General features: G+C 59.6%; 18 protein-coding genes. 9 read left to right on the top strand and 9 right to left on the bottom strand.

Going from position 1 to position 20,386, the window contains the following annotated elements:
* Positions 1-111: 111 nt before the first annotated feature.
* Both ACHZCU_RS09595 and ACHZCU_RS09600 read right to left on the bottom strand, forming a co-directional pair.
* The gene (locus ACHZCU_RS09595) at positions 112-1,428 is read right to left on the bottom strand and encodes an ABC transporter substrate-binding protein (RefSeq protein WP_319518604.1); all 1,317 of its coding nucleotides are present in this window, start codon (positions 1,426-1,428) and stop codon (positions 112-114) included.
* 27 nt (positions 1,429-1,455) lie between these two features.
* A complete protein-coding gene (locus tag ACHZCU_RS09600) occupies positions 1,456-2,460 on the bottom strand; it encodes a LacI family DNA-binding transcriptional regulator (RefSeq protein WP_319518605.1) in 1,005 nt (334 codons plus the stop codon).
* A 477-nt stretch (positions 2,461-2,937) separates the two neighbouring features.
* Between ACHZCU_RS09600 and ACHZCU_RS09605 the strand changes: the two genes are divergently transcribed.
* Positions 2,938-3,246 carry an NAD(P)-binding domain-containing protein gene (locus tag ACHZCU_RS09605; RefSeq protein ID WP_319518606.1) on the top strand — a complete coding sequence of 103 codons (309 nt, stop codon included), beginning with the start codon at positions 2,938-2,940 and terminating at the stop codon, positions 3,244-3,246.
* A 13-nt stretch (positions 3,247-3,259) separates the two neighbouring features.
* Here the strand turns inward: ACHZCU_RS09605 and ACHZCU_RS09610 are convergent, their stop codons facing one another.
* The gene (locus ACHZCU_RS09610; protein WP_319518607.1) at positions 3,260-4,300 is read right to left on the bottom strand and encodes a LacI family DNA-binding transcriptional regulator; all 1,041 of its coding nucleotides are present in this window, start codon (positions 4,298-4,300) and stop codon (positions 3,260-3,262) included.
* 223 nt (positions 4,301-4,523) lie between these two features.
* Here ACHZCU_RS09610 and ACHZCU_RS09615 point away from each other — a divergent pair, with 223 nt between their 5' ends.
* The 7 genes from ACHZCU_RS09615 to ACHZCU_RS09645 all read left to right on the top strand — a co-directional run bounded on the left by ACHZCU_RS09615 (position 4,524) and on the right by ACHZCU_RS09645 (position 13,995).
* Positions 4,524-5,666, top strand: coding sequence for an ABC transporter permease (locus ACHZCU_RS09615; RefSeq protein WP_394706105.1), 1,143 nt, complete (start codon positions 4,524-4,526; stop codon positions 5,664-5,666).
* A 5-nt stretch (positions 5,667-5,671) separates the two neighbouring features.
* The gene (locus tag ACHZCU_RS09620) at positions 5,672-6,700 is read left to right on the top strand and encodes an ABC transporter ATP-binding protein (RefSeq protein ID WP_319518609.1); all 1,029 of its coding nucleotides are present in this window, start codon (positions 5,672-5,674) and stop codon (positions 6,698-6,700) included.
* Positions 6,700-7,752, top strand: coding sequence for an ABC transporter ATP-binding protein (locus tag ACHZCU_RS09625; RefSeq protein ID WP_394706042.1), 1,053 nt, complete (start codon positions 6,700-6,702; stop codon positions 7,750-7,752). Before ACHZCU_RS09620 ends, ACHZCU_RS09625 begins: the two co-directional genes overlap by 1 nt.
* Positions 7,745-9,856 (top strand): alpha-amylase family protein, encoded by a 2,112-nt coding sequence (locus ACHZCU_RS09630; RefSeq protein WP_319518610.1) that lies wholly within the window; start codon positions 7,745-7,747, stop codon positions 9,854-9,856. Before ACHZCU_RS09625 ends, ACHZCU_RS09630 begins: the two co-directional genes overlap by 8 nt.
* 57 nt (positions 9,857-9,913) lie before the next feature.
* Entirely contained in the window at positions 9,914-11,869 is a 1,956-nt protein-coding gene (locus tag ACHZCU_RS09635; protein WP_319518611.1) for an ABC transporter substrate-binding protein, read from the top strand.
* A gap of 62 nt (positions 11,870-11,931) precedes the next feature.
* Entirely contained in the window at positions 11,932-12,918 is a 987-nt protein-coding gene (locus tag ACHZCU_RS09640; protein ID WP_106313003.1) for an ABC transporter permease, read from the top strand.
* A gap of 213 nt (positions 12,919-13,131) precedes the next feature.
* Complete coding sequence (locus ACHZCU_RS09645) at positions 13,132-13,995, top strand: NAD(P)-dependent oxidoreductase (protein ID WP_319518612.1); 864 nt, start codon at positions 13,132-13,134, stop codon at positions 13,993-13,995.
* A gap of 93 nt (positions 13,996-14,088) precedes the next feature.
* Here ACHZCU_RS09645 and ACHZCU_RS09650 read toward each other — a convergent pair whose 3' ends face one another.
* The 4 genes from ACHZCU_RS09650 to ACHZCU_RS09665 all read right to left on the bottom strand — a co-directional run bounded on the left by ACHZCU_RS09650 (position 14,089) and on the right by ACHZCU_RS09665 (position 17,637).
* Entirely contained in the window at positions 14,089-14,853 is a 765-nt protein-coding gene (locus ACHZCU_RS09650; RefSeq protein ID WP_319518613.1) for a glucose 1-dehydrogenase, read from the bottom strand.
* A gap of 107 nt (positions 14,854-14,960) precedes the next feature.
* Entirely contained in the window at positions 14,961-15,899 is a 939-nt protein-coding gene (locus ACHZCU_RS09655; protein WP_319518614.1) for an alpha/beta hydrolase, read from the bottom strand.
* A gap of 102 nt (positions 15,900-16,001) precedes the next feature.
* Entirely contained in the window at positions 16,002-16,610 is a 609-nt protein-coding gene (locus ACHZCU_RS09660) for a TetR/AcrR family transcriptional regulator (RefSeq protein WP_319518615.1), read from the bottom strand.
* A gap of 298 nt (positions 16,611-16,908) precedes the next feature.
* Positions 16,909-17,637, bottom strand: a complete 729-nt coding sequence (locus ACHZCU_RS09665; RefSeq protein ID WP_319518616.1) for an SDR family oxidoreductase — start codon at positions 17,635-17,637, stop codon at positions 16,909-16,911.
* Positions 17,638-18,037: 400 nt separating this feature from the next.
* On the opposite strand from ACHZCU_RS09665, the gene ACHZCU_RS09670 reads away from it, so the two are divergent.
* Positions 18,038-18,880 carry a MipA/OmpV family protein gene (locus ACHZCU_RS09670; protein ID WP_319518617.1) on the top strand — a complete coding sequence of 281 codons (843 nt, stop codon included), beginning with the start codon at positions 18,038-18,040 and terminating at the stop codon, positions 18,878-18,880.
* A gap of 202 nt (positions 18,881-19,082) precedes the next feature.
* Here the strand turns inward: ACHZCU_RS09670 and ACHZCU_RS09675 are convergent, their stop codons facing one another.
* Positions 19,083-19,457: a nuclear transport factor 2 family protein gene (locus ACHZCU_RS09675; RefSeq protein ID WP_319518618.1), complete on the bottom strand. Its 375-nt coding sequence runs from the start codon at positions 19,455-19,457 to the stop codon at positions 19,083-19,085.
* Entirely contained in the window at positions 19,454-20,317 is an 864-nt protein-coding gene (locus ACHZCU_RS09680; RefSeq protein WP_319518619.1) for a GntR family transcriptional regulator, read from the bottom strand. Before ACHZCU_RS09680 ends, ACHZCU_RS09675 begins: the two co-directional genes overlap by 4 nt.
* Positions 20,318-20,386 lie beyond the last annotated feature (69 nt).

Consider the following 20,386-nt stretch of genomic DNA (forward strand, 5'->3'; position numbering starts at 1 on the left):
TGAGGGAAGCTGCGCGCACCGGATGCTTCGCAGCCCCGGCATTTGCGCTTCGGGGCAGCGATATTGGTCGGTTACAGGCGTCGGAAAGACCGGTTTCTCCGCGCGTTCCCGTCAGCGGGCGGGAATAGCCGGAACCTTGCCCTGCTCGAGCTCGCTCTGGAAACTCTTGTTCAGTTCCTCCAGGAAGCTGTCGACCGTGCGGCGATCCAGCCAGACTTCCTCGATGCCGTTGACGAGAAAGGCATCGGTTGCCGGCGGCAGGAAGGTCCAGGTCGTGTAGCCGTACTGATTGTGGGCGACGGCATCGGCCAGCGTCTTCATCGTGTCTGAATAGAGTTCCGGCACGTTTTCGACAGTGACGCCGGAGAGGTCGGCGATCGGCGTGTTCCATTCGCCCTGCCAATACTCGTTCATCTTGGCGTAGGCATCATCGGAGAAGATGTAGTCGATAGCCGCTGCCGCGCCTTCCGGGTTTTCTGCCTTGGCGGCGATCGAGAAGGTGGAGCCGACGCCCAGCGCGAAGACCGGTTCGCCGATGTCGTCGGCGCTCGGAAAGCCGACGAAGCCGGGTTCGGCATCGTATTGCGGAAAATAGGTCGAGACACGCTGGAATTGCCACGTCCCGGTCGGCATCATGCCCGCCTGGCCCGCAGCCATCTGTGAAAAGGCCTGCTCGTCGGAAAGCGAGAAGTAGTTCGGGCCGAAATATCCTTTCCGCCACCATTCATTCAGCTTGGTGATGGCCTCGACAAAGGGCTCGGCCGTCCACGGCAGATCGCCCTTCAGGGCCTTGTAGACATTTTCCGGCCCGGCGATCGAGTTCAGGACCAGCGAGACATAATGCTCGTTGGCGGGGCGCCAGTTGGCATTGCCGGAGGCAAAGGGAACGATGTTTTCCTCAAGCATGGCGTCCGCGACGGTCTCAAGCTCCGGGATCGAGGCCGGAACCTGCCAGCCATGCTCCTCGAACAGGGTCTTGTTGAAAAACAGGCCGAGCGTTTCGTAGGTCTTGGGTAGCGCATAGAGCTTGCCGTCATATTTGCCCATTTCGAGGAAAACCGGCAGGATGCGTTCGTTCCATCCGTATTCGACGGCATAATCGTCAAGCGGCATCAACTGGCCGGCAGCGGCCATCGGCGCGACATAGGCCGGGCCGGCGGTGTAAACGATATCGGGACCGCTTCCCGACAGAAGCGCCACACGCATCTGCTTGTCGAGTTCGCTGCCGCGATAATCGATGGTCAGATCATAATCCGACTGACTTTCGTTGAACGGATTGATGATGCCATTTGCAACCGCGCGCTGCTGTTCGGGTGAGGCGGATTCATACCACCAGGTGACCGTATCGGCGGCGCGGGCCGCCGAGAAGGGCAGTGCGGCGCCGGCCATGAGAATGGCGGTCGTCGCGAGAAAAACGCGTCTTTTCATTGTACTCCTCCACATTGATTTTCGTCTTCAGACAGAGGCCCTTTCTATGAGCTGAAAGGGCATTTCGTGGGTGCTTCCGGCGCCTTCGCGTTCTCCGGTGAGGCGTTCAAGAAGGATGGTCGCGGCCTTTTCGCCGAGGTTTTCCTGAAACTGGGTCACGGTTGAAAGCGGCGGAGAGACGAGCGGAGCGGCCGGGATGTCATCGAAACCGAAGACGGCGACATCGCGGGGAACATCGAGGCCGCGTGCCCTCAGCGCCCGCATCACGCCGATAGCCATCAGATCGTTGGCCGCAAAGATCGCCGTCGGCGCGAAGCCGCTTTCAAGAATGCGTTCCCCGGCGCGCAGGCCTCCGACTTCGTTAAAGGCTTCGTCGACGATGATGTAAGGATCGGCCCCGAAGGCTGAAAGCTGCTCCCGGTATCCCTCCACACGCACGCGCTCAGGTCCTCCGGCGCCGGCCACCATGGCAATGCGGCGGTGCCCGGCTTGCCAGAGACGTTGGGTGACGGCCATGCTGGCCGCCTTGCTGTCGATGAAAATGTCGTCGATCGGCTGTGCGCCGCCGGCCTTGTGTGAGGATTCGACGCGCACCACCGCAATTCCGGTATCGAGCAGGGCGGAGAGGTCCGGTACCCTGAGATGAAAGAATACGCCGATCACGCCGTCGACCCGGCCCTGCATGGCCCACGACAGGAAATGCTGCTCACGTTTCTCGCTGCTGTCGGTGTCCACTGTCAGAACATCGTAGTTATGAGCGCGCGCCACGTTCTGTACGCCCCGGATCAGGCGGGGGTAGAACGGATTGGTGATGTCGGGGACGATACAGGCGACCGTCATCGTCTTGCGGGTTTTCAAGGCCTGAGCAAAGCGATTCGGCGTGTAGCCGATCGCCTTGGCAACGGCCCGGATACGCTCGACCGTTTCTGTCGAGACCGTAAGCGTGCCGGTATTGTTCAGCACCATCGAAACGGTGGCCTGGGAAACGCCTGCCTTCTCGGCAACATCTTTCTGGGTCGGTCGTCCGCGCATATGAATTTCCAGTTATACGAATAACTAATACGTATAACTGGAAATTGAATGCTGTCAACCAGGTTGTCAGCACAAGAGATCTTCGGTCTTGTCGGCGGTCGGTATGGCCGGTTTTATGAAAGCGAGCAGGAAATACCGGCTTGAGGGCGTTTGTCGCGATACTGATGGTCTTCAGGCGCTGATGCCGACACAAGGTCGCGGGTACACCGAGTACGTTTCGATCTTTTTGTGCCTGGGCGACAAACCGGCAATGGGTTGGCGGACCGCATGTCCTTTGCGTCAGGGGTAATCGGCTGTCTCCTATGGTTGTGAACGCGGCCCCTCAGGATCCCGACAGTCGGTGTCTTCGTGTGGTTCGGTTCTGTTCGGATGATATCCTGCCTTTAGGTTGGTGCTTTATTCTCAGGTAAAAAGAAAACACTTTACATAACAAAAAACAATCATGCCCGCAGTATTGGCTAACAGATGGAGATCAGGATGCGCATCGGATTTCTCGGCCTTGGTGTCATGGGAAGGCCTATGGCGGAACATCTCATCGCGGTTGGGCATGAGGTTCGTCTCAATCGCGTCAAGGAAGCGAGCGCCCACCTTGTAAAGCGCAGCGGTCGCGCGAAGGGGACGGCGGCGGCGGCCGCTGAACGTGTTGATGCGGTGATCTTAATAGTGCCCGACGCTCCGGACGTCGAAACGGTTCAGCAGCTGATGAATGCCGCAATCGGTCATGGTGACGGCGCGCTGGATCACGCCGCGCTTATCCGCACGGTGGATGCCTTGTCGGGGCGCTGACAGGCGCGGTCGCTCAGGTTGCCGCGCCGCCGGCCCGGCTCAGGCAGCCTTCCCAGTCCGGCGTGCCGGGTCGGCCGCTCGATTCCCGCTCGATCAGCTCTGCCACGAGCTGGACACGCATACTCAGATGCTGCACGGGCCCGACTGATTGCGAAATTCTGTTACGGATCATGTGCACTGCCTGCAGTCCGATCTCGCGATGCGGCATGTGAATTGTCGTGAGCATGGGCGAAACCTGGGTCGCCAGCGGGTAGTCCGCGTGACCGACCACGGTCACGTCGCCGGGGACACTGAGCCCGAGCCGCAATATCTCCGACTGGCAGGTTATGGCAACGCCGTCGGAGCCGCAGAAAAACGCCGTGGGTGATGCGCCCTCATCAAGAATGCGCCGCATCGCCGGCACAAACTCGCTTGAAGCATAATCCTTGCTGAGTGCCAGCTCGCTGACGCGTGCCGAGCCTTCAACCGCCGATAGCAGTCCGCGCAGCCGTGCTTCACGCCCGGGAAACCCCGTCTGGCCGTGAACGTAGACAATGTCGCGATGCTCAAGTGAAAGCAGAAACTCTCCGACCACAGCGCCTGATTCCTCATCCGAACCGGTGACCTGGTCGATTTCCAGCAATGGCGGAATGCTGTGGCAGCATGCGACGACGGGCCGCCCTGATGCACAGGCCGCTTCCATGACGGAACGCCGGTTGGGGCCGAGGAGAATGACGCCGAGACTGTTTTCGGCCATCTCCGCGACCTCCTCGGCATCCTCGCTTTCCGCCATGCGAATGCTGAAGCCTTCGCGCATGGCCTGCATCTCGACGCCGTTGCGCACATCGATCCACAACTCCCTGTTCGCTGTCGGTGCATCACGTACGATGACGGCGAGTTCATTGGTCGATGCCTGGCGCAAAACCCGCGGCTGATATCCCTGTCGTTTTGCTGTGTCCTCGACCAGCTTCCGGGTCCCCTCACTGACCCCCGACTTCCCGCTTAACGCACGCGAAACGGCGAATTTGGAGAGGCCAAGTTCATTGGCTATCGATTGTACTGTTGGTCGCGCCATCGATTGTCAGGTCTCCGTTGTTAGGCTTTTTATCCTGATACCGCTTAAAATTGTCAATGACCGGAAATCTGAAAAAATAACAAAAATGGAAAAAATAAAAACAAAAATTAAAAACATTGACAGATAACTTTTTATATGAGGTATTTAAAAACATATTCCGTATATGGGAGGAGTATATGGAGCCGGTTTTTTCGCATGGAGACGCGCCATGAGCAGCGTCGACATGAATATTGACGTCCACGAAGCCGCGATCGGCGAAGAGGGAGGCCATGCCATCGGCAGCGCCAGCCAATGGCGCCTGACCTGGGAAAAGTTTCGTGATCACAGGCTCGCCTTCTGGAGCGGCGTTCTGATCATTCTGATCTATCTCGTCGGCGCATTTGCCCCGTTCGTGGCGCCGCGATCGGCGGAATATTACGACAGCGCCTTTGCTATGCTGGCGCCCCAGAAACTGAACTTCACCTATCGCAATGCAGACGGTGATCTTCGCTTCGAGCCGCATGTCAGCGGCTTTACCGCCGAACGCGACCCCAACACGTTACGCATGGTCTACAAGCAGGACCCCGAGGCCCGAATTCCTGTCGGCCTGTTCGTCCGCGGTGCGGAAACCTATACGCTTTTCGGCCTGTTCGAGACGGACCGTCATCTGTTCGGTCCCGTGGACGCCGCGCAGCCCTTCTATCTGCTCGGCTCCGACCGGCTGGGACGGGATGTCTTGAGCCGGCTGATCTACGGCACGCGTATTTCCACCTCGATCGGTCTGGTTGGCGTCGCGATCAGCCTCGTGCTGGGCATCATCCTGGGCGGAATTTCCGGATATTTCGGCGGCGTGACCGATAATGTGATCCAGCGGCTGATCGAGTTCATCATGTCGATCCCGACGATCCCGCTATGGATGGGCCTTGCGGCGGCCATCCCGGTCACCTGGTCGCCGATCCTGGTGTATTTCTTCATCACCGTCATTATTTCGCTGATCGGCTGGACCAGTCTTGCGCGCGAAATCCGCGGCCGCTTCATGTCATGGCGAAACGAGCAGTTCGTGATTGCCGCGCGGCTGGACGGCACCAGTGAGTTTCGCATCATCCTGCGACATCTGCTGCCCGGTTTCACCAGTCACATCATCGCCTCCGTCACCCTGGCCATTCCGGTGATGATCATTGCCGAGACATCGCTCAGCTTTTTGGGCATCGGCCTCAGGCCGCCGGTCGTCAGCTGGGGCGTTCTGCTCAAGGAAGCCCAGAATGTCCGGTCGCTGGCCGAAGCGCCCTGGCTGCTGGCGCCGGGCGTCATGGTGATCATTTCAGTGCTGGCTCTCAATTTCCTCGGCGATGGTCTGCGTGATGCCGCCGATCCCTACACGGAGTAACGCTCATGTCAGATGCTCTCCTTTCCGTACAAGGCCTTAAGACCCATTTCGGCGCGCGCGAAGGACTGATCCGCGCCGTGGACGGCGTCGATTTCGATATCGGGCGTGGCCGCACGCTCTGCATTGTCGGCGAAAGCGGATCGGGAAAATCGATAACCGCGCGGTCCATTCTGCAGATCGTCAGCCGACCGGGCCGGATCGTTGACGGGAAAATCCTGCTGCGCTGCGACAGCCGGCCCGAGGTCGATCTTGCGGCGCTTGATCCTGCCGGTCGCAATATTCGCGATATTCGCGGACGCGATATCGCGATGATCTTTCAGGAGCCGATGAATTCGCTCTCTCCGATCCATACGATCGGCGATCAGTTGCTTGAAAAGATCCGCTTGCATCACAAGCTGAGCCGCAAGGCCGCTGAAGACAGGGCGGTGGCGGCGCTTGAACGGGTCGGCATTCCAGACCCGAAGGCGCGGCTTGCGACCTATCCGTTCGAGCTTTCGGGCGGCATGCGTCAGCGGGTCATGATCGCGATGGCGCTCGCCTGCCGTCCCGCCCTGCTGATCGCCGATGAGCCGACCACGGCGCTCGATGTCTCGACGCAGGCCAATATTCTCGACCTGATCCGCGACCTTCAGGCAGAAACCGGCATGTCGGTCATGTTCATCACCCACGATCTCGGCGTCGTGGCGGAGATCGCGGACGATGTGGCGGTGATGTATCTCGGGCGGGTGGTCGAACGCGGCTCGACCGAGCAGATATTCTACGATCCCCAGCATCCCTATACGCAAGCGCTGCTTGCCTCGATCCCGAAGCTGGGCGCACGCCGGCAGGCGGGCGAACGGCTTTACGCCATCAAGGGCATGGTGCCGCATCCGCTGAACCGGCCCGAAGGCTGTCCGTTTCACACCCGTTGCCCGGAAGCCGTGCCCGGCCTTTGCGACAGGCGCGTGCCGGCACAGGTGTCCTTCGGCGATAACCACGTTGCCGATTGCCATATGCGCGATCCGGAAGTCCTGCGTGCACGGGAGGCTGTGTGATGCTGGATATGCCGCAGAAATCCACGCAAACGGAAGCCGTCCCACTGATGCGCACCAGCGGCCTCAAGGTCCACTTTCCCATTCGCAAAGGCGTGATGAAACGGACAGTCGGGCATGTGCGGGCCGTCGACGGGATCGATCTCGAGATCAGGGAAGGCGAGACGCTGAGTGTGGTCGGTGAATCCGGCTGCGGCAAATCCACGCTCGGCCAGGCGCTGCTGCGCAATGTCGAGCCGACGGACGGAGTCATTCATTTTCGCAACCGAGACAATGACATTGTCGACCTGACGGCGCTGGAGATCAAGCAGTTGCGGAACTATCGCACCGATATCCGCATGATCTTTCAGGACCCGTTTGCCTCGCTCAATCCGCGACGCCGGGTCATCGATATCATCGGTGAATCGATCCGTAATGCGGGGGAGACCAGCGAGGCCCGGGTGCGGGAGAAGGTCACGCGGCTTCTGCGCCGTGTCGGCCTGCGTCCGGAATATCTGATGCGCTATCCTTATGCCTTTTCCGGTGGCGAGCGCCAGCGTATCGGCATCGCCCGGGCTCTGGCCGTCGATCCCCGCCTCGTCGTTGCCGATGAATGTATTTCGGCGCTCGATGTTTCGATCCAGGCGCAGACGCTGAACCTGCTGCAGGACCTGCAGGAAGAGTTCAGACTGACCTATGTCTTTATCAGCCATGACATGAGCGTGGTGGAATACATCTCCGACCGCGTTGCCGTCATGTATGCCGGACGTGTCGTCGAATTGGCGGAAACCGAACCGCTTTTCGAGCGGCCGCGCCATCCTTACACAGCCGCCCTGCTTGCATCCGTGCCGCGCCCGGATCCGAAATCGGCCCGTTCGTCCAATAGGCACTGGCTGGCCGGGGAAGTTGCCGATCCCGCCAACCGCCCGACGGGCTGCGCCTTTCATCCACGTTGCCCGTTTGCCACCGATCTGTGCCGCACGGAGGACCCGGCGCCGCGCGCCGTCGCGGACCATCAGGTCGCGTGTCACCACGCGCATGAACTGAGTCTTGAGGGAGTAAGACCGAATGCATGACATCAAGAAAAATGCGACAAGCACCCGGAACTGGTGGAAACAGCCGTTCCGCATGGTCCAAACCAATCTGCGGCAGCCGGATGCGCTTTACGACCAGCATGCCCTGGCGCGCGAAGCGCGTGAACTCGGCGCAACGGCGCTTCTCTACAATATCGGCGGTATCTTTGCGTTTTATCCCACGAAACTGGAACTACAGGCGGTTAATCCGTTGATGAAAGGGGACGCGCTCGGCAAGGCGGTCGAGGCGGCTCATGCCGAGGGACTGGCGCTGGTTGGCCGCTTCGACATGTCCAAGGCGACAAAACTTGCTTACGACGCACATCCCGAATGGTTCGTCCATAACCGTGCGGGCAAGGCGCTCGAATATAACGGTACCTATCAGGCCTGCGTGAACGGCGGCTGGTATCAGGACTATGCCTTCCGCATCATCGAGGAGGCGCTGGGCCGCTACGAGGTGGACGGCGTCTTCTTCAACATGTTCGGCTACACCAATTTCAACTATTCGGGCGAGTATTTCGGCATATGCGTCTGCGATGCCTGCAAGCGGCGTTTTCGCGCGATGTATGATCGCGATCTTCCGGCAAAGGAGGATTTTTCGGACCCCGCCTATGCCGATTATCTCGAATTCCAGGACCGGACCGCGCGGGAGCTACAGGGTCGCATCTACGACCACATTCATGAAGTTGCGCGGAGCGTTGCCATGACCGGTCATCGCGGCAAATGCGATCTGATCCGGATGGAGGTGCAGCGCGGCGTCAGCCGCCCGCAACCGGAATGGCCACATCAGGCGGGTGAACAGGCGCGCTGGGCCCGCGCCTACGCTCCGGACAAGAACGCTTCGGCCACGTCTGCAAATTTCGTTGATTTCGCATGGCGGTTTCATTCCGAAACGGCAGCCTGCCACACATTGCGCATGGCCCAGCAACTGGCCAATGGCATGACGCTCGATCTCTACCTCCTCGGCGTCATCGAACAGGATGACAACAGGCCGATGGCAGGGGTCAAAGAGCTGTTTCACTGGCATGCGGGCGTGGAAGATGAATATCGCGATCTGACATCCGGTGCTAAAATCGCGCTTTACCACTCGCTGAAATCGGCACGTTACACCCGGCGTAAATCCGATGGCGGGCGGGGCGACCATATTGCCTCCCTCCTGTCGGCGGGCGCCACGCCGATGCGCGGCTATTTCCGGGCACTGCTTGAAGACCGACTTGCCTTCGACTTTGTCTGCGACGAAGCGGTGGAGGGCAAGGCGTCGGGGCCGTCGGGCCTCGATGCGCTCAGCGGTTACGAAGCTCTGGTTCTGCCTTCGATCCTGTGCCTCTCGGATGAAGAGGCCGCCATTCTCGATGCCTATGTCGAAGGTGGTGGCGTTCTGGTCGTCACCGGTGAGACCGGTTTTTTCGACGCACGCGGTGAAACCCGGCTTCGATCAGCGCTGGCGTCGATGCCCGTCAATGGTGTTCCGAAAGAACATGCCAACATGAAGGGCGCTTATTTCCGTGTCTCGGCAGAGGAGCTGCCATTACCCGACAGCCGGTTGGTCATGCTCGACGGACGTTTTTGGGAGGCGGACCTGAAGTCGGGTACCGAAACATTGATGCAGCTTCTGCCGCCGCAGCGTTTCGGTCCGCCCGAGCTTTGCTTTCCGGACGAAGAAAGCGAACTGCCGGGCGTGATCATCGCGCCCTATGGCAAGGGGCGCGTGGTCTGGCTGCCCTGGCAACCCGAGCTTCAGTATTATCGCGACAGTCTGCCGAGTCACCGCACGATCATGACCGATGTTATCAAACGGCACATTTCGGCACCCGAAGTGGTCGTTGAAGGCAAGGGCGCAATCGAAGTCACGGTCCAGTGTCAGCCGAAAGGCGGCACCCTGATCCACATCGTCAACTATACCGGTCAGCGCAACAATCTTTATGAGGAGCCGCCTGAGTTGAATGGCCTGAGAGTCGGAATTCTCGGGGCTTCGGGCGAGACAATGCGGCTGTTGCGATCCGGAAAGACCGTCATCCTGTCCGCGCCGGATCAGGACGGCAGGCGCTGGGCGGATCTGCCCGCTATCGGTGATTTCGAAGCGATTGTCGCCGACAGCGCAACATAAGCGAGAAATGCTGGCCAACAGCATCCGGGAGGAACAAATCGTGGAGGAGAAACACGAATGACACGACATTCAACCATAAGACAGACAGTTTGCGGGCTGGCGCTTGCGACGCTTTTTGCCGTTCCGGCCATCGCGCAGGAACAGGCGCCGATGCTGGAGGCTCGTGTACAGTCGGGAGAATTGCCGCCTCTGGTCGAACGGTTGCCAGATAACCCCAAGGTGGTCGAACCTTTCGAATCCCTCGGGCAGTATGGTGGCGAATTCACGATCGCCATGCGCGGCCCGTCCGACACCGGCACGATGGGGCGCAGCATCGGTTACGAAAACCTGATGCGATACGTCAACTGGCAGCCGGACAACCCCGGAGATGACATTCTGCCGGATGTCGAGTTGAACGTCGCCGAAAGCGTCGATGTCAATGAAGACGGCACGGAATATGTCTTTCATCTGCGCGAAGGCATGAAATGGTCGGACGGCGAGGCGCTCGATGCCGACGACATCATGTTCTGGTACGATCATGTCTTCACCAATGAGGAGCTTTTTCCGAGCTATCCCGTCTGGGCCGTATCGGAAGAAGGGCCGCTGACGGCCGAGAAGATCGACCAGTATACCGTGAAGTTCAGCTATCCGGCGTCGAACGGCCTGCTGCTCACCTGGCTGGCCACGCCGACATCCAGCCCGAGCTGGGAGCAGCGCAACCGGCCGATTGTCTATCCGGCGCATTATCTCGAACAGTTCCATCCCGACTTCAACCCTGACGCGGAAGCCGAGGCGCTTGCTGCCGGTGCTCAAGGGTGGGTGGATTACTTTCATGCCAAGGCCGATCCCTGGCGCAACACCGAACTGCCGACGCTGCATGCATGGGTCGTGACCCAGGCGGTGGGCGAGGGCAGTGGCGAACAGGTCATCGCCGAACGGAATCCCTATTACTTCAAGGTTGATACCGAGGGCCGGCAGCTGCCCTATATCGACCGCATCGTCGTGGATGTCATCACGGACCCCGAGGTGACCCTGCTCAGGGCGGCCAACGGCACCTATGACATGCTCGACAGCTATATCGGCTTTGTCGCGACGCCGGAAAACCGCGGCACTTTCTATGATAACCGTGAATCGGGCGGCTATGAATTTTACACGGTGCTTCCGAACCGGGCCAGTTTGAACATTCTGTCGCTCAACATCACCCATCCCGACCCGGTCAAGCGGGAAATATTCTCGAACAAGGATTTCCGTATCGCGCTCAGCCACGCCATCAACCGCGAGGAAATCATCGAGCTTGTCTATCTCGGTCAGGGCCGCCCCTATCAGGTGGTTGAACGGCCGGAAAGCCCGCTTTTCGATGAGGAAATGGCAACCCAGTACACCGAATACGACCCGGAACTGGCAAACCATATGCTCGACGAACTGGGTTATTCGGAGCGCAATGGCGACGGTATCCGCCTCGGTCCTGACGGCGAGCCGATCCAGATCACTGTCGATATCGCGGTTGTCCGTCAGCCATGGCTCGATTCGGCCGAGCTGATCCGCGGTTACTGGCGCGATGTCGGTATCGACCTGGTTATCAATACCATGGAGCGCACAGCGCTTTGGGAACGGGTGCAGGCCAACCAGCATGACGCGGCGATCTGGTCTGCTTCAGGGGGCGCCGATACGTTCTTTACGCCGAAATACTATCTGCCCAGCCGCTGGGAGGCCTTCTATGCGGTTCCCTGGGGGCAGTATTTTGACGGTGCGCCTGGCGGCGAAAAGCCGACGGATGAGAATGCGCTGCGACAGCAGGAACTCTTCCGGGCGGTTCTCGCAGAGCCGGACCAGCAGAAACGCATCGAAATGTTTCATGAAATCATGGATATCGCCAAGGAGTCGTTCTGGACGCTGGGGATCATGCAGCCCACAGCAGACTATGGTATCCGCAATATCAGATTGCGGAACGTTCCGGACGTGCTGATGGCGTCAACAATGTATGCGCATCCCGGCGCATCCAATCCCGAACAGTACTACTTCACCGACGAATAACAGTCAGGTGCACCCCGCCGGGACTATCGGGCGGGGTGCCCGGCTTCCATCGGAGTTCTGCAATGCTGGCCTTTCTGACACGTCGCCTCATCTACATGATTTTTACGCTGATCGCGATTTCGATGATGTCGTTTGCGATCATCCAGCTTCCGCCCGGCGATTTCGTCACATCGATGGTCGCCCAGCTCAGTCTTCAGGGGCAGACCGTCGATCCGGCCGTGATGGAGGCATTTCGCGCACGTTACGGACTGGATGATCCGATCTGGGTGCAATACTGGAAATGGATATCGAACATCCTGCTGCACGGCGATTTCGGCTATTCGCTCGAATGGCGGCAGCCCGTGGCCGACCTGATGTGGAACCGCCTCGGCCTGACCTTCGTGCTTGCCGCCCTGACGCTCGGCTTCATGTGGCTTGTCGCGGTGCCGATCGGGATTTATTCGGCGGTGCGTCGCAATACCTGGGGCGATTACCTCGTCACGTTTCTGGGGGTTCTCGGGCTGGCAATACCGAATTTCCTGTTTGCGCTGATCCTGCTGTTCATTTCGTTCAAGTATTTCGGTGCGGATATCGGTGGACTTTATTCGCAGCAATATGCCCGCGCGGCATGGAGCATGGGCAAGCTTGCCGATTTCCTCCAGCACATGATCATCCCGGTAATCGTTCTTGGTTCGGCGGGAACGGCGGCTCTGATCCGTATCCTGAGGGCCAATCTGCTGGATGAACTGAACCGTCCCTATGTGGTGACGGCCCGTGCCTACGGCCTGACCGAGCGGGCTCTGCTGTGGAAGTATCCGGTGCGCGTGGCGCTCAATCCGCTGATTTCGACCGTGGGGTGGGTTCTGCCGACGCTGATTTCCGGCGCAACGATTACGGCGGTCGTCCTGAACCTGCCATTGACCGGGCCCTTGCTGCTGAACTCGCTGTTGACCCAGGATATGTATCTTGCCGGAAGTTTCATCATGATGATGAGCGCCCTGACTGTAATCGGAACCCTGCTTTCCGATATTCTTCTGGCCTGGCTCGATCCGCGTATTCGCTATACCTGATTTCAATGACCGGAGATGCGAAGACACTTTGCGAAGGCAGCGTATTGCAGCCGCTTTCCCCTCAGGCCGATGAAGACGGATACTTATGGTACCGTCTGGGGCCGGTCGGGGCTTTCGAAGCGGTTTCGATCGCGTCACAAAGCTGATTGCGGGATGGCTGGCGCCGGTCGGGACCATCGGATTTCAAATGTTTTAGAGTGAAAGGCGAAAACAATGGCGAATGTTGCATTTCTCGGTCTGGGGGTCATGGGATACCCGATGGCGGGGCATCTGGCCTCGAAGGGACATGACGTGACGGTCTATAACCGGACCGCTGCGAAAGCCCGAAAATGGTCGGAGGAAAAGGGCGGGGCCTCGGCGCCGACACCGGCTGCTGCCGCATCGGACAAGGAAATCGTTTTCTGCTGCGTCGGCAATGACGATGACCTGCGCGCCGTAACGCTCGGCGAGGACGGCGCATTTTCGACCATGTCTTCCGGATCGGTGTTCGTGGATCATACGACCGCCTCCGCCGAAGTCGCCCGCGAACTCTACGCCGCTGCCGCCGAACGCGGGATTGCATTCATCGACGCGCCGGTTTCAGGCGGCGAGGCCGGTGCGGTGAACGGCGTTCTGACGGTGATGTGCGGCGGCGATGAGGACGCCTTTTCGCGCGCGCAGCCGGTGATGGAGTGCTACGGCCAGTCCGTGCGGCTCGTCGGTGCGGCCGGCAGCGGCCAGCTTGCCAAGATGGTCAACCAGATCTGCATTGGCGGGCTGGTGCAGGCGCTTTCCGAAGGTATTCATTTTGCCCAGAAAGCTGAGCTCGATGTCGAGCTGGTGCTTGAAATCATCACCAAGGGTGCTGCCGGCTCATGGCAGATGGAAAACCGCGGAAAGACCATGAATGACGATCAGTTCGATTTCGGATTCGCCGTCGACCTGATGCGCAAGGACCTGAACATCTGCCTGGCCGAAGCGCGCCGCAACGGCGCCTCGCTGCCTGTCACGGCCGTGGTCGATCAGTTCTATTCGGATATCCAGAAAGCCGGCGGCGGCCGTTGGGATACGTCGAGCCTTATCCGTCGGCTGAAGTGATGGTCGATCGGTTCATTCGAACCATGCGATAGGGGGAACCAGCGCAGTTGATGCGCTGGTCCTGTTCTTCAAACGCCGTTCCGTCGTCCGTACTCAGACGGCCATGGTTCCGCCGTCGACGGGAAGCGCTGCGCCGGTGACGAAACTTGCGTCATCGGAAAGCAGCCAGCCCGCGGCTTGCGCGATTTCATCGGCCTGACCGAAGCGTTGCATCGGCACGGCGGCCTGGATCGCGGTGAAGATCTTGATCAGTTCAGGGTCTTCGGGCATCCGGCTTGTCATCGCCGTCTGGGTCATGCCGGGCATCACTGCATTCACGCGAATGCCCTTTAGCGCATAGTCGACGGCGGCAGCTCGGCTCATGCCGAGCACGCCGGCCTTGGCCGCGATATATTCGGATGCAAAGGGAATTGCCGCCATGGCCGTGGTTGACGAGGTGTTGACGATGGCGCCGCCGCGACCCGAGGCGAGCATTGCCGCGATTTCGTGTTTCATGCACAGGAACACGCCCTTCAGGTCGATGTTGATGACCTTGTCCCACTGGGCTTCGTCCAGTTCGTGCAGCGGCTTGATGGCCTGTTCGATGCCGGCATTGTTGAAGGCGCCGTCAAGCTGCCCGAATGTCTCGATGGCGCTGGCGACCAGATTTTCGACATCGGCCTCCTTTGCCACATTGGTTTTCACGAAAAGGCTTTTGCCGCCGTCATTGCGGATCTCCTCGGCGATGGCCTCGCCGCCATCGGCCAGGTCGGCAAGAACGACGCTCGCGCCGCTTCTGGCGAAATGTCTTGCGGCGGCGCGGCCGATCCCGCTCGCTGCTCCCGTAACGATCAGTACTTTGCTTTCAAGGTTCGACATCGTTTCCTCCTTCAGGTGTTGAAGTCGTTGCAGACCGGTTGTTTCAGCCGGTCCTGGCCGGCACGCATTCAAACCGGAACGCGTGCCGAACGGTGGCAGACGCCCCGTTATTTCGTGAAAAATTCCAGCAGCCCGGCAAGCAAGGCTTCCGGCTTTTCCTCGGCGGGAAAATGGCCGCAGTCGGGGATGATCAGCGATTCAACATTGGTCGCGAGGGTTCGCTGTTCGTTTTCCACCATCGGGCCGCAGGCCAGCGCCCCGGAAAAGGCCAGCATGGGCACGTCATGCTTTTTCTCCGCATGACGGCGAACCTGCGGAATGGTGTCGTCAATCGCGCGGTAATAGTCGAAACTCGCCTTCAGCGTGCCCGGCACACGGCGCAGCATTTCAATGTAAAAGTCGCGCGCATATTTCGGCACGGCATCTTCCGACGCCGCCTTGGATGCGAACTGATAGTTGAAGTAGATGTCTTCCCGACCTTCGACCAGCCGTTCATTGACATCGAGCGCGCGGTTGAAATTGAAGTGCCAGAGGAAGTCGCTTATCCAGCGTTCGTCGGGAACCAGTTCCGGCGAGGGCGAGGCGCCGGGGATCGTGCCTTCGCCAAGGGCCATGCGCGTGATCCTTTCGGGACGGGCGGCGGCCATCGCATAGCCGACCATAACGCCGATATCGTGGCCTGCGACCGCAAAACGTTGATGGCCGAGGACGTCCATCAGGTTGAACATGTCATCGGCCAGCGTATCGACATCAAAGCCGTCGGCGGGTTTGTCGGAAATGCCGAGCCCGCGCGGGTCGACGGCGATCACCGTGAAATGCCTGCTCAGCGGCAGCATCAGATAGCGCCAGGCAAACCAGCTTTGCGGCCATCCGCAATGCAGCAACAGCGGTTCACCGCTGCCGCCGATGACCGCGTGCAGCCTGATCTTGCCGGTGTCGACACGCCAGCTCGTGAATGTCTCGGTGAAACCTTCGGGAAGGCGCGGAACATCGGTGACGGATCCGAAACCCGATAGTGGAACGATGTGCTTGGAGGCGCTCGTCATATGGCTGTCCTTTGTATGCTGGATTCTGTAATGCTCAACATATAAATAGCCGATCGAGCGCCTGCAATGAATTATTTGTCGATTAATACATAAATATCGTTCTCAGCCGAGCAGCCGCTGGCAAAACAGATCGGCCGCAGCGCGCAGTTTGGCCTTTGTCGCCCCGTCCACGGCTTCGATCGCAAGTCCGCTGAAAAATGCCAGTATGGCATCGGCAAGTGCGGTCAGGTCGGTGTCTCCGGATAGGTCACCGTCTTCGATGGCCCGCGTCAGGCGTTTCACGAGACGGTCACGGAAGCGTCCGCGCTGATTGCGCAGAATAGTGCGGACCGTCATATTGGAAGTGCCAAGATGGGTCGCGCCGAGGATGACGAGGCAGCCGCGCGGCGCGTCGGTGGCGACGAACAGGTCGATCGAGGCGAACAGCATTGTGCGAAGCGCCTGGCGCACATCGCCGATCCGGTCCAGCGCCCCCCATGAGGGTTCGGCTTCCGATGTGACGTAAAGATCCACCGCCTCACGAAACAGCTGTTCCTTGGAGCCGAATGCCGCGTAAATGCTGGGCGAAGCTATCCCCATGGCCTCGATCAGCTGGGTCATCGAGGTTCCCTCATAACCATGCGCCCAGAAGACCTGCATGGCCCGCTGCAACGCTTCATCCCGGTCAAAATTGCGGGGGCGGCCCCGGCGCACAGCCGCTTTATTGTCCATCATTCATCTCCTTGCGTCACAGGCGCCACGGCGTTTCTGGGCGTGATTTTCGGCTCCGGTGCAGCGTCAACGGTGAAGCCGGCGATCACGACCATTACCTCACATAGCCCCAGGCAGGCCTTCATTCAAACCGTGCATCGATGGATGACGATGGATCACGACACGGTTCGCCATCATCCCGGCGATTATAGGTCCGTTTGCGCGCGATAGTAGACCCGCAAGTTCGCGGCGGCCAGATCTATGGTTTCCCCGTCCTGTGGGTGTCCACCGGTGGCCGACTGTCCATCGCTGTTTGCGCTTACGCCTCCGGAAGAAATGCAAACCCGGCCTTCGGGGTGTTTTGGGTCGGTCGGGAAATACCGCCGTCGACATGAATATTCTGGCCGGTAATATACCCGGCGCCATCCGAAAGCAGAAAGGCCACGGTTGCGGCGACCTCATCGATCTCGCCATAGCGCCCCAGCGGTATTTCGCTGCAGATCACCTCGTCTTCGGGCAGATATTCGAGCCATCCGGGAAAGACATTGTTGATCCGGATGTTATGCACCGCATTATCGGCCGCAAAGCGCTGTGTGACGGTTATGAAACTGGCGGTGAAGGCGTCTTCGCCCGAGGACATGAAGTCTGGCATCGGCGGCGGGGACATGTTCACGATAGCGCCGTGTTTCTGCCTGCGCATGACCGGAGCGACAATGCGCATGGTGCGGATCATGGACATCAGGCAGGCCTCGTGGATTGCCGTGCCGGGCAGGGCGTTGAAGCCGAAGGCTTCCGACCACGGGCAGTTCAGCAGGGCGTCGACGCGGCCCCAGCGCTCAAGGGCGCGGTCGGCGAGTTCCTGGAGGTCGCGAGAGGACTGGGCGGTGCCGTTGACGCCGAGGCCGCCGATCTCTTTTACAAACGCTGCGTGGCGTGGTGAGGACAGCAGCATGGCAACGCCATATCCGGCGCGCGCCAGCAATCCGGCCGTAAAGGCGCCAATGGCATTGTCACTTCCGACGATGAGAACGACCTTTGTTTCTGTCATGACTGGTCTCCAATACCGGCAATGATGGCCCGACCGGAATGGCGCGCGAAAGCGCAGGCCTGTCCGGCCGGGTTTAAAGACAGTCTAGAGGCAAGTTGTCGTGACGATTTCTCGAATTTGTGTCGAAATGTTACGGCGTTTTGACAGAGACGACATGAGCGCCCGCGAAAGCACCGGCGGGCCGCATCGCGAGAGGGAAGCGGACGCCAATGATTCCAGCGGGTTGGCTTCCTTCCTGCCTTTATCCCGCCGCCATTATGCCACATATGTGGCAGGCCCGTAATCTTTTGTAATGAAAGAAAACACGAACCCATTGTCTTTGCGGCAACAATGAAACCGGCCTCCCAGGTTGCGCCGGGTCCTCCGGTGCGTTCGTATTTCATCGGAGCTTTCATTACAGATGGTAAAATTCAAACATTTCGCTGCGACGGCAGCCGGATTGGCGGGCTTCGTTTCCGTGATCGGCGCCGCAGACAGAGGCTTTGCGGCGGATGCCGTCGTTGATGACGTCCCGCCGCCGGCCATTTCAGGGCCGCAGCCGCTGGAAAAACAGGCGTTCGCATCGCGGTGGGAAGTGATCGTCGGCGGCGGCGCCAGTTTCAGGCCCGCCTATGAGGGCGGCGACGAGATGGAAATCAGCCCGATCCCGATCGTGTCGATCGGCTATGCCGACTGGCTTCAGCTCGATCCCGGCGGACTGGACGCCACGCTCTACAAGGATGGCGGTTTCAATGTCGACGCCCGTTTCGGCTACGAGTCCGGGCGTTCGGAAGATGACGGCGACTTGCTCAAGGGCCTCGGCGATGTCGATTTCGGCGTCACGGCAGGGGTCAAGGTTGGCTACCAGTGGGATGCCTTCGAATTCTACGGCGTCATCGACAAGACCATTGGCGGCAGCGAGGGACTGAAGGGCAAGATCGGGGCGAATTACGGCTGGCATATGGGCGAGAAGCTGGTTGTCGCGACCAGCCTCGAGGCGACGATTGCCGACGAGAACTACATGGACAGCTATTTCAGCATCAATGCCGCCCAGTCGGCGGCCTCGGGCCTGCCGCAATACAAGGCGGAGGCCGGTCTTCAGCGCGTTGATTTCGATATTTCCGCGACCTATGCCTTCAACGAGCACTGGCTGATGCAGGCCGGCGCCGGCGTTGGCGTGCTGGTCGGCGATGCCGCCGACAGCCCGGTCGTGGAAAACGAATGGCAGCCGCAGGTCACGCTGTCGCTCGGCTACCGGTTCTGATCAGCCGCCTTCATGGGGGCGCGGGCACGCGTGTTGGATGTGGGATGCGGTGTGGCAGGTCAGCAAGGCACGTCCTGTGTTGGCGGACTTGCGGCCTGTCGCTTTCCGGATCGCCTCGTGATGGCGTGCGTTACCTGTCTGGAACGGCCCGGCGCACTCGATATCACATTGTGTGCGATCGTCTGTCTTGTTGTTTTCGGCGCTATTCCTGCGCCGAGACATGATTGAGCGCGATCACCCAGCAATCGTCGCGCTTGCGCATCAGGCGCGTATTGATGCCCTGCTGGGTGCCGCTGTCGCGGATGAGTGTATAGGTGCTGACGAGTTGAGCCGCGTCGTCGGCGAGCATCTCGATGCGGATGTCGGAAAACGTCAGCGCCCCTTGCGAGTCGGGCGCGCCGCCGTAATCGGCGATGTAGTGGTCGAGGGTGGCCTGCCAGTCCTTCTGGATACGTCCGCGCGATACGAAAACGACATCCGGGTTTGCGAAACCTTCCATGTAGCCGGCGAAATCGCCGCGATTCCATGCCGCCTGCATATCGGCGATCACAGCGCGGATCGCGTTTTGCGCGCTCACAACGCCTCTCCCGTTTTCATCTCCGCTCCGCTCAGTCGCTGCCGCTTGTTGACGACCTCGTGGGCGGCGGAAATCAGATGCCGTCGCAATGCGCTTTCGGTTGCCGTCGGGTCCTGGTCGATAATGGCATCGACGATCTGTTGATGTTCACGCGAAGACCGTTTCAGCCGTCCGGCATCGTCAAGCTGGTATTTGCGAAACGGCGCAAGCTTCACCCGCAACGCCTCTGCCGAGGCTATGATATCGGTGTTGTGGCACCCCGCGAAGATCAGCGCGTGGAAACGGTTGTTCAGGGCTTCATAGGCGGCGCTGTCGCCGGTCTCGGCAAGGCCTTCCATTTCATGATGCATTGCCTGGAACTCGGCGCGCTCGCTCATTGTCATGCGATGACAAGCGAGCCGTCCGCAGACCGCCTCGAGTTCGGCCATCGCCTCGAACATCTCGTCGATCCGTTCCGGCGAAATCCGCGTCACGACGACGCCCTTGTATGCAATCCGATCGGCGAGCCCGCGGCTGCAAAGGATGTGCAGAGCCTCGCGAACCGGGGTGCGGGAGACCGAAAACTGACTGGCGATTGCTGTTTCATCCAGTTTCGCGCCGGCCGGAATGGTCCCGTTGATCACCTGATCCTCAAGTTGACCGGCGATCCTGTCACCCAGGCTCATTTTCTGCATCGATAAATTTTCAAGCATTTTCATTCCTTTAGTGTCACTTCGGCGAGGGGCGCTTCGGTTCGTCGCCGGCTGACATGCGATAAAATACACAATCCGCTTGCCATATGCCAATTTAATATACAGTATGTAGACAATTGTTTGAAAAGAGCGGCTTTCGTCGTGACCTCCAAGCAGATTGTGTTTCATTTAGGCATATTGAGATTTCATTGTCGACAATATGCTGCCTGATTTGTCCCGCCCAGAGGCTTGCTGAGA

It is taken from the genome of uncultured Martelella sp. (assembly GCF_963677965.2).
In the GTDB taxonomy this organism is placed as follows: domain Bacteria; phylum Pseudomonadota; class Alphaproteobacteria; order Rhizobiales; family Rhizobiaceae; genus Martelella; species Martelella mangrovi.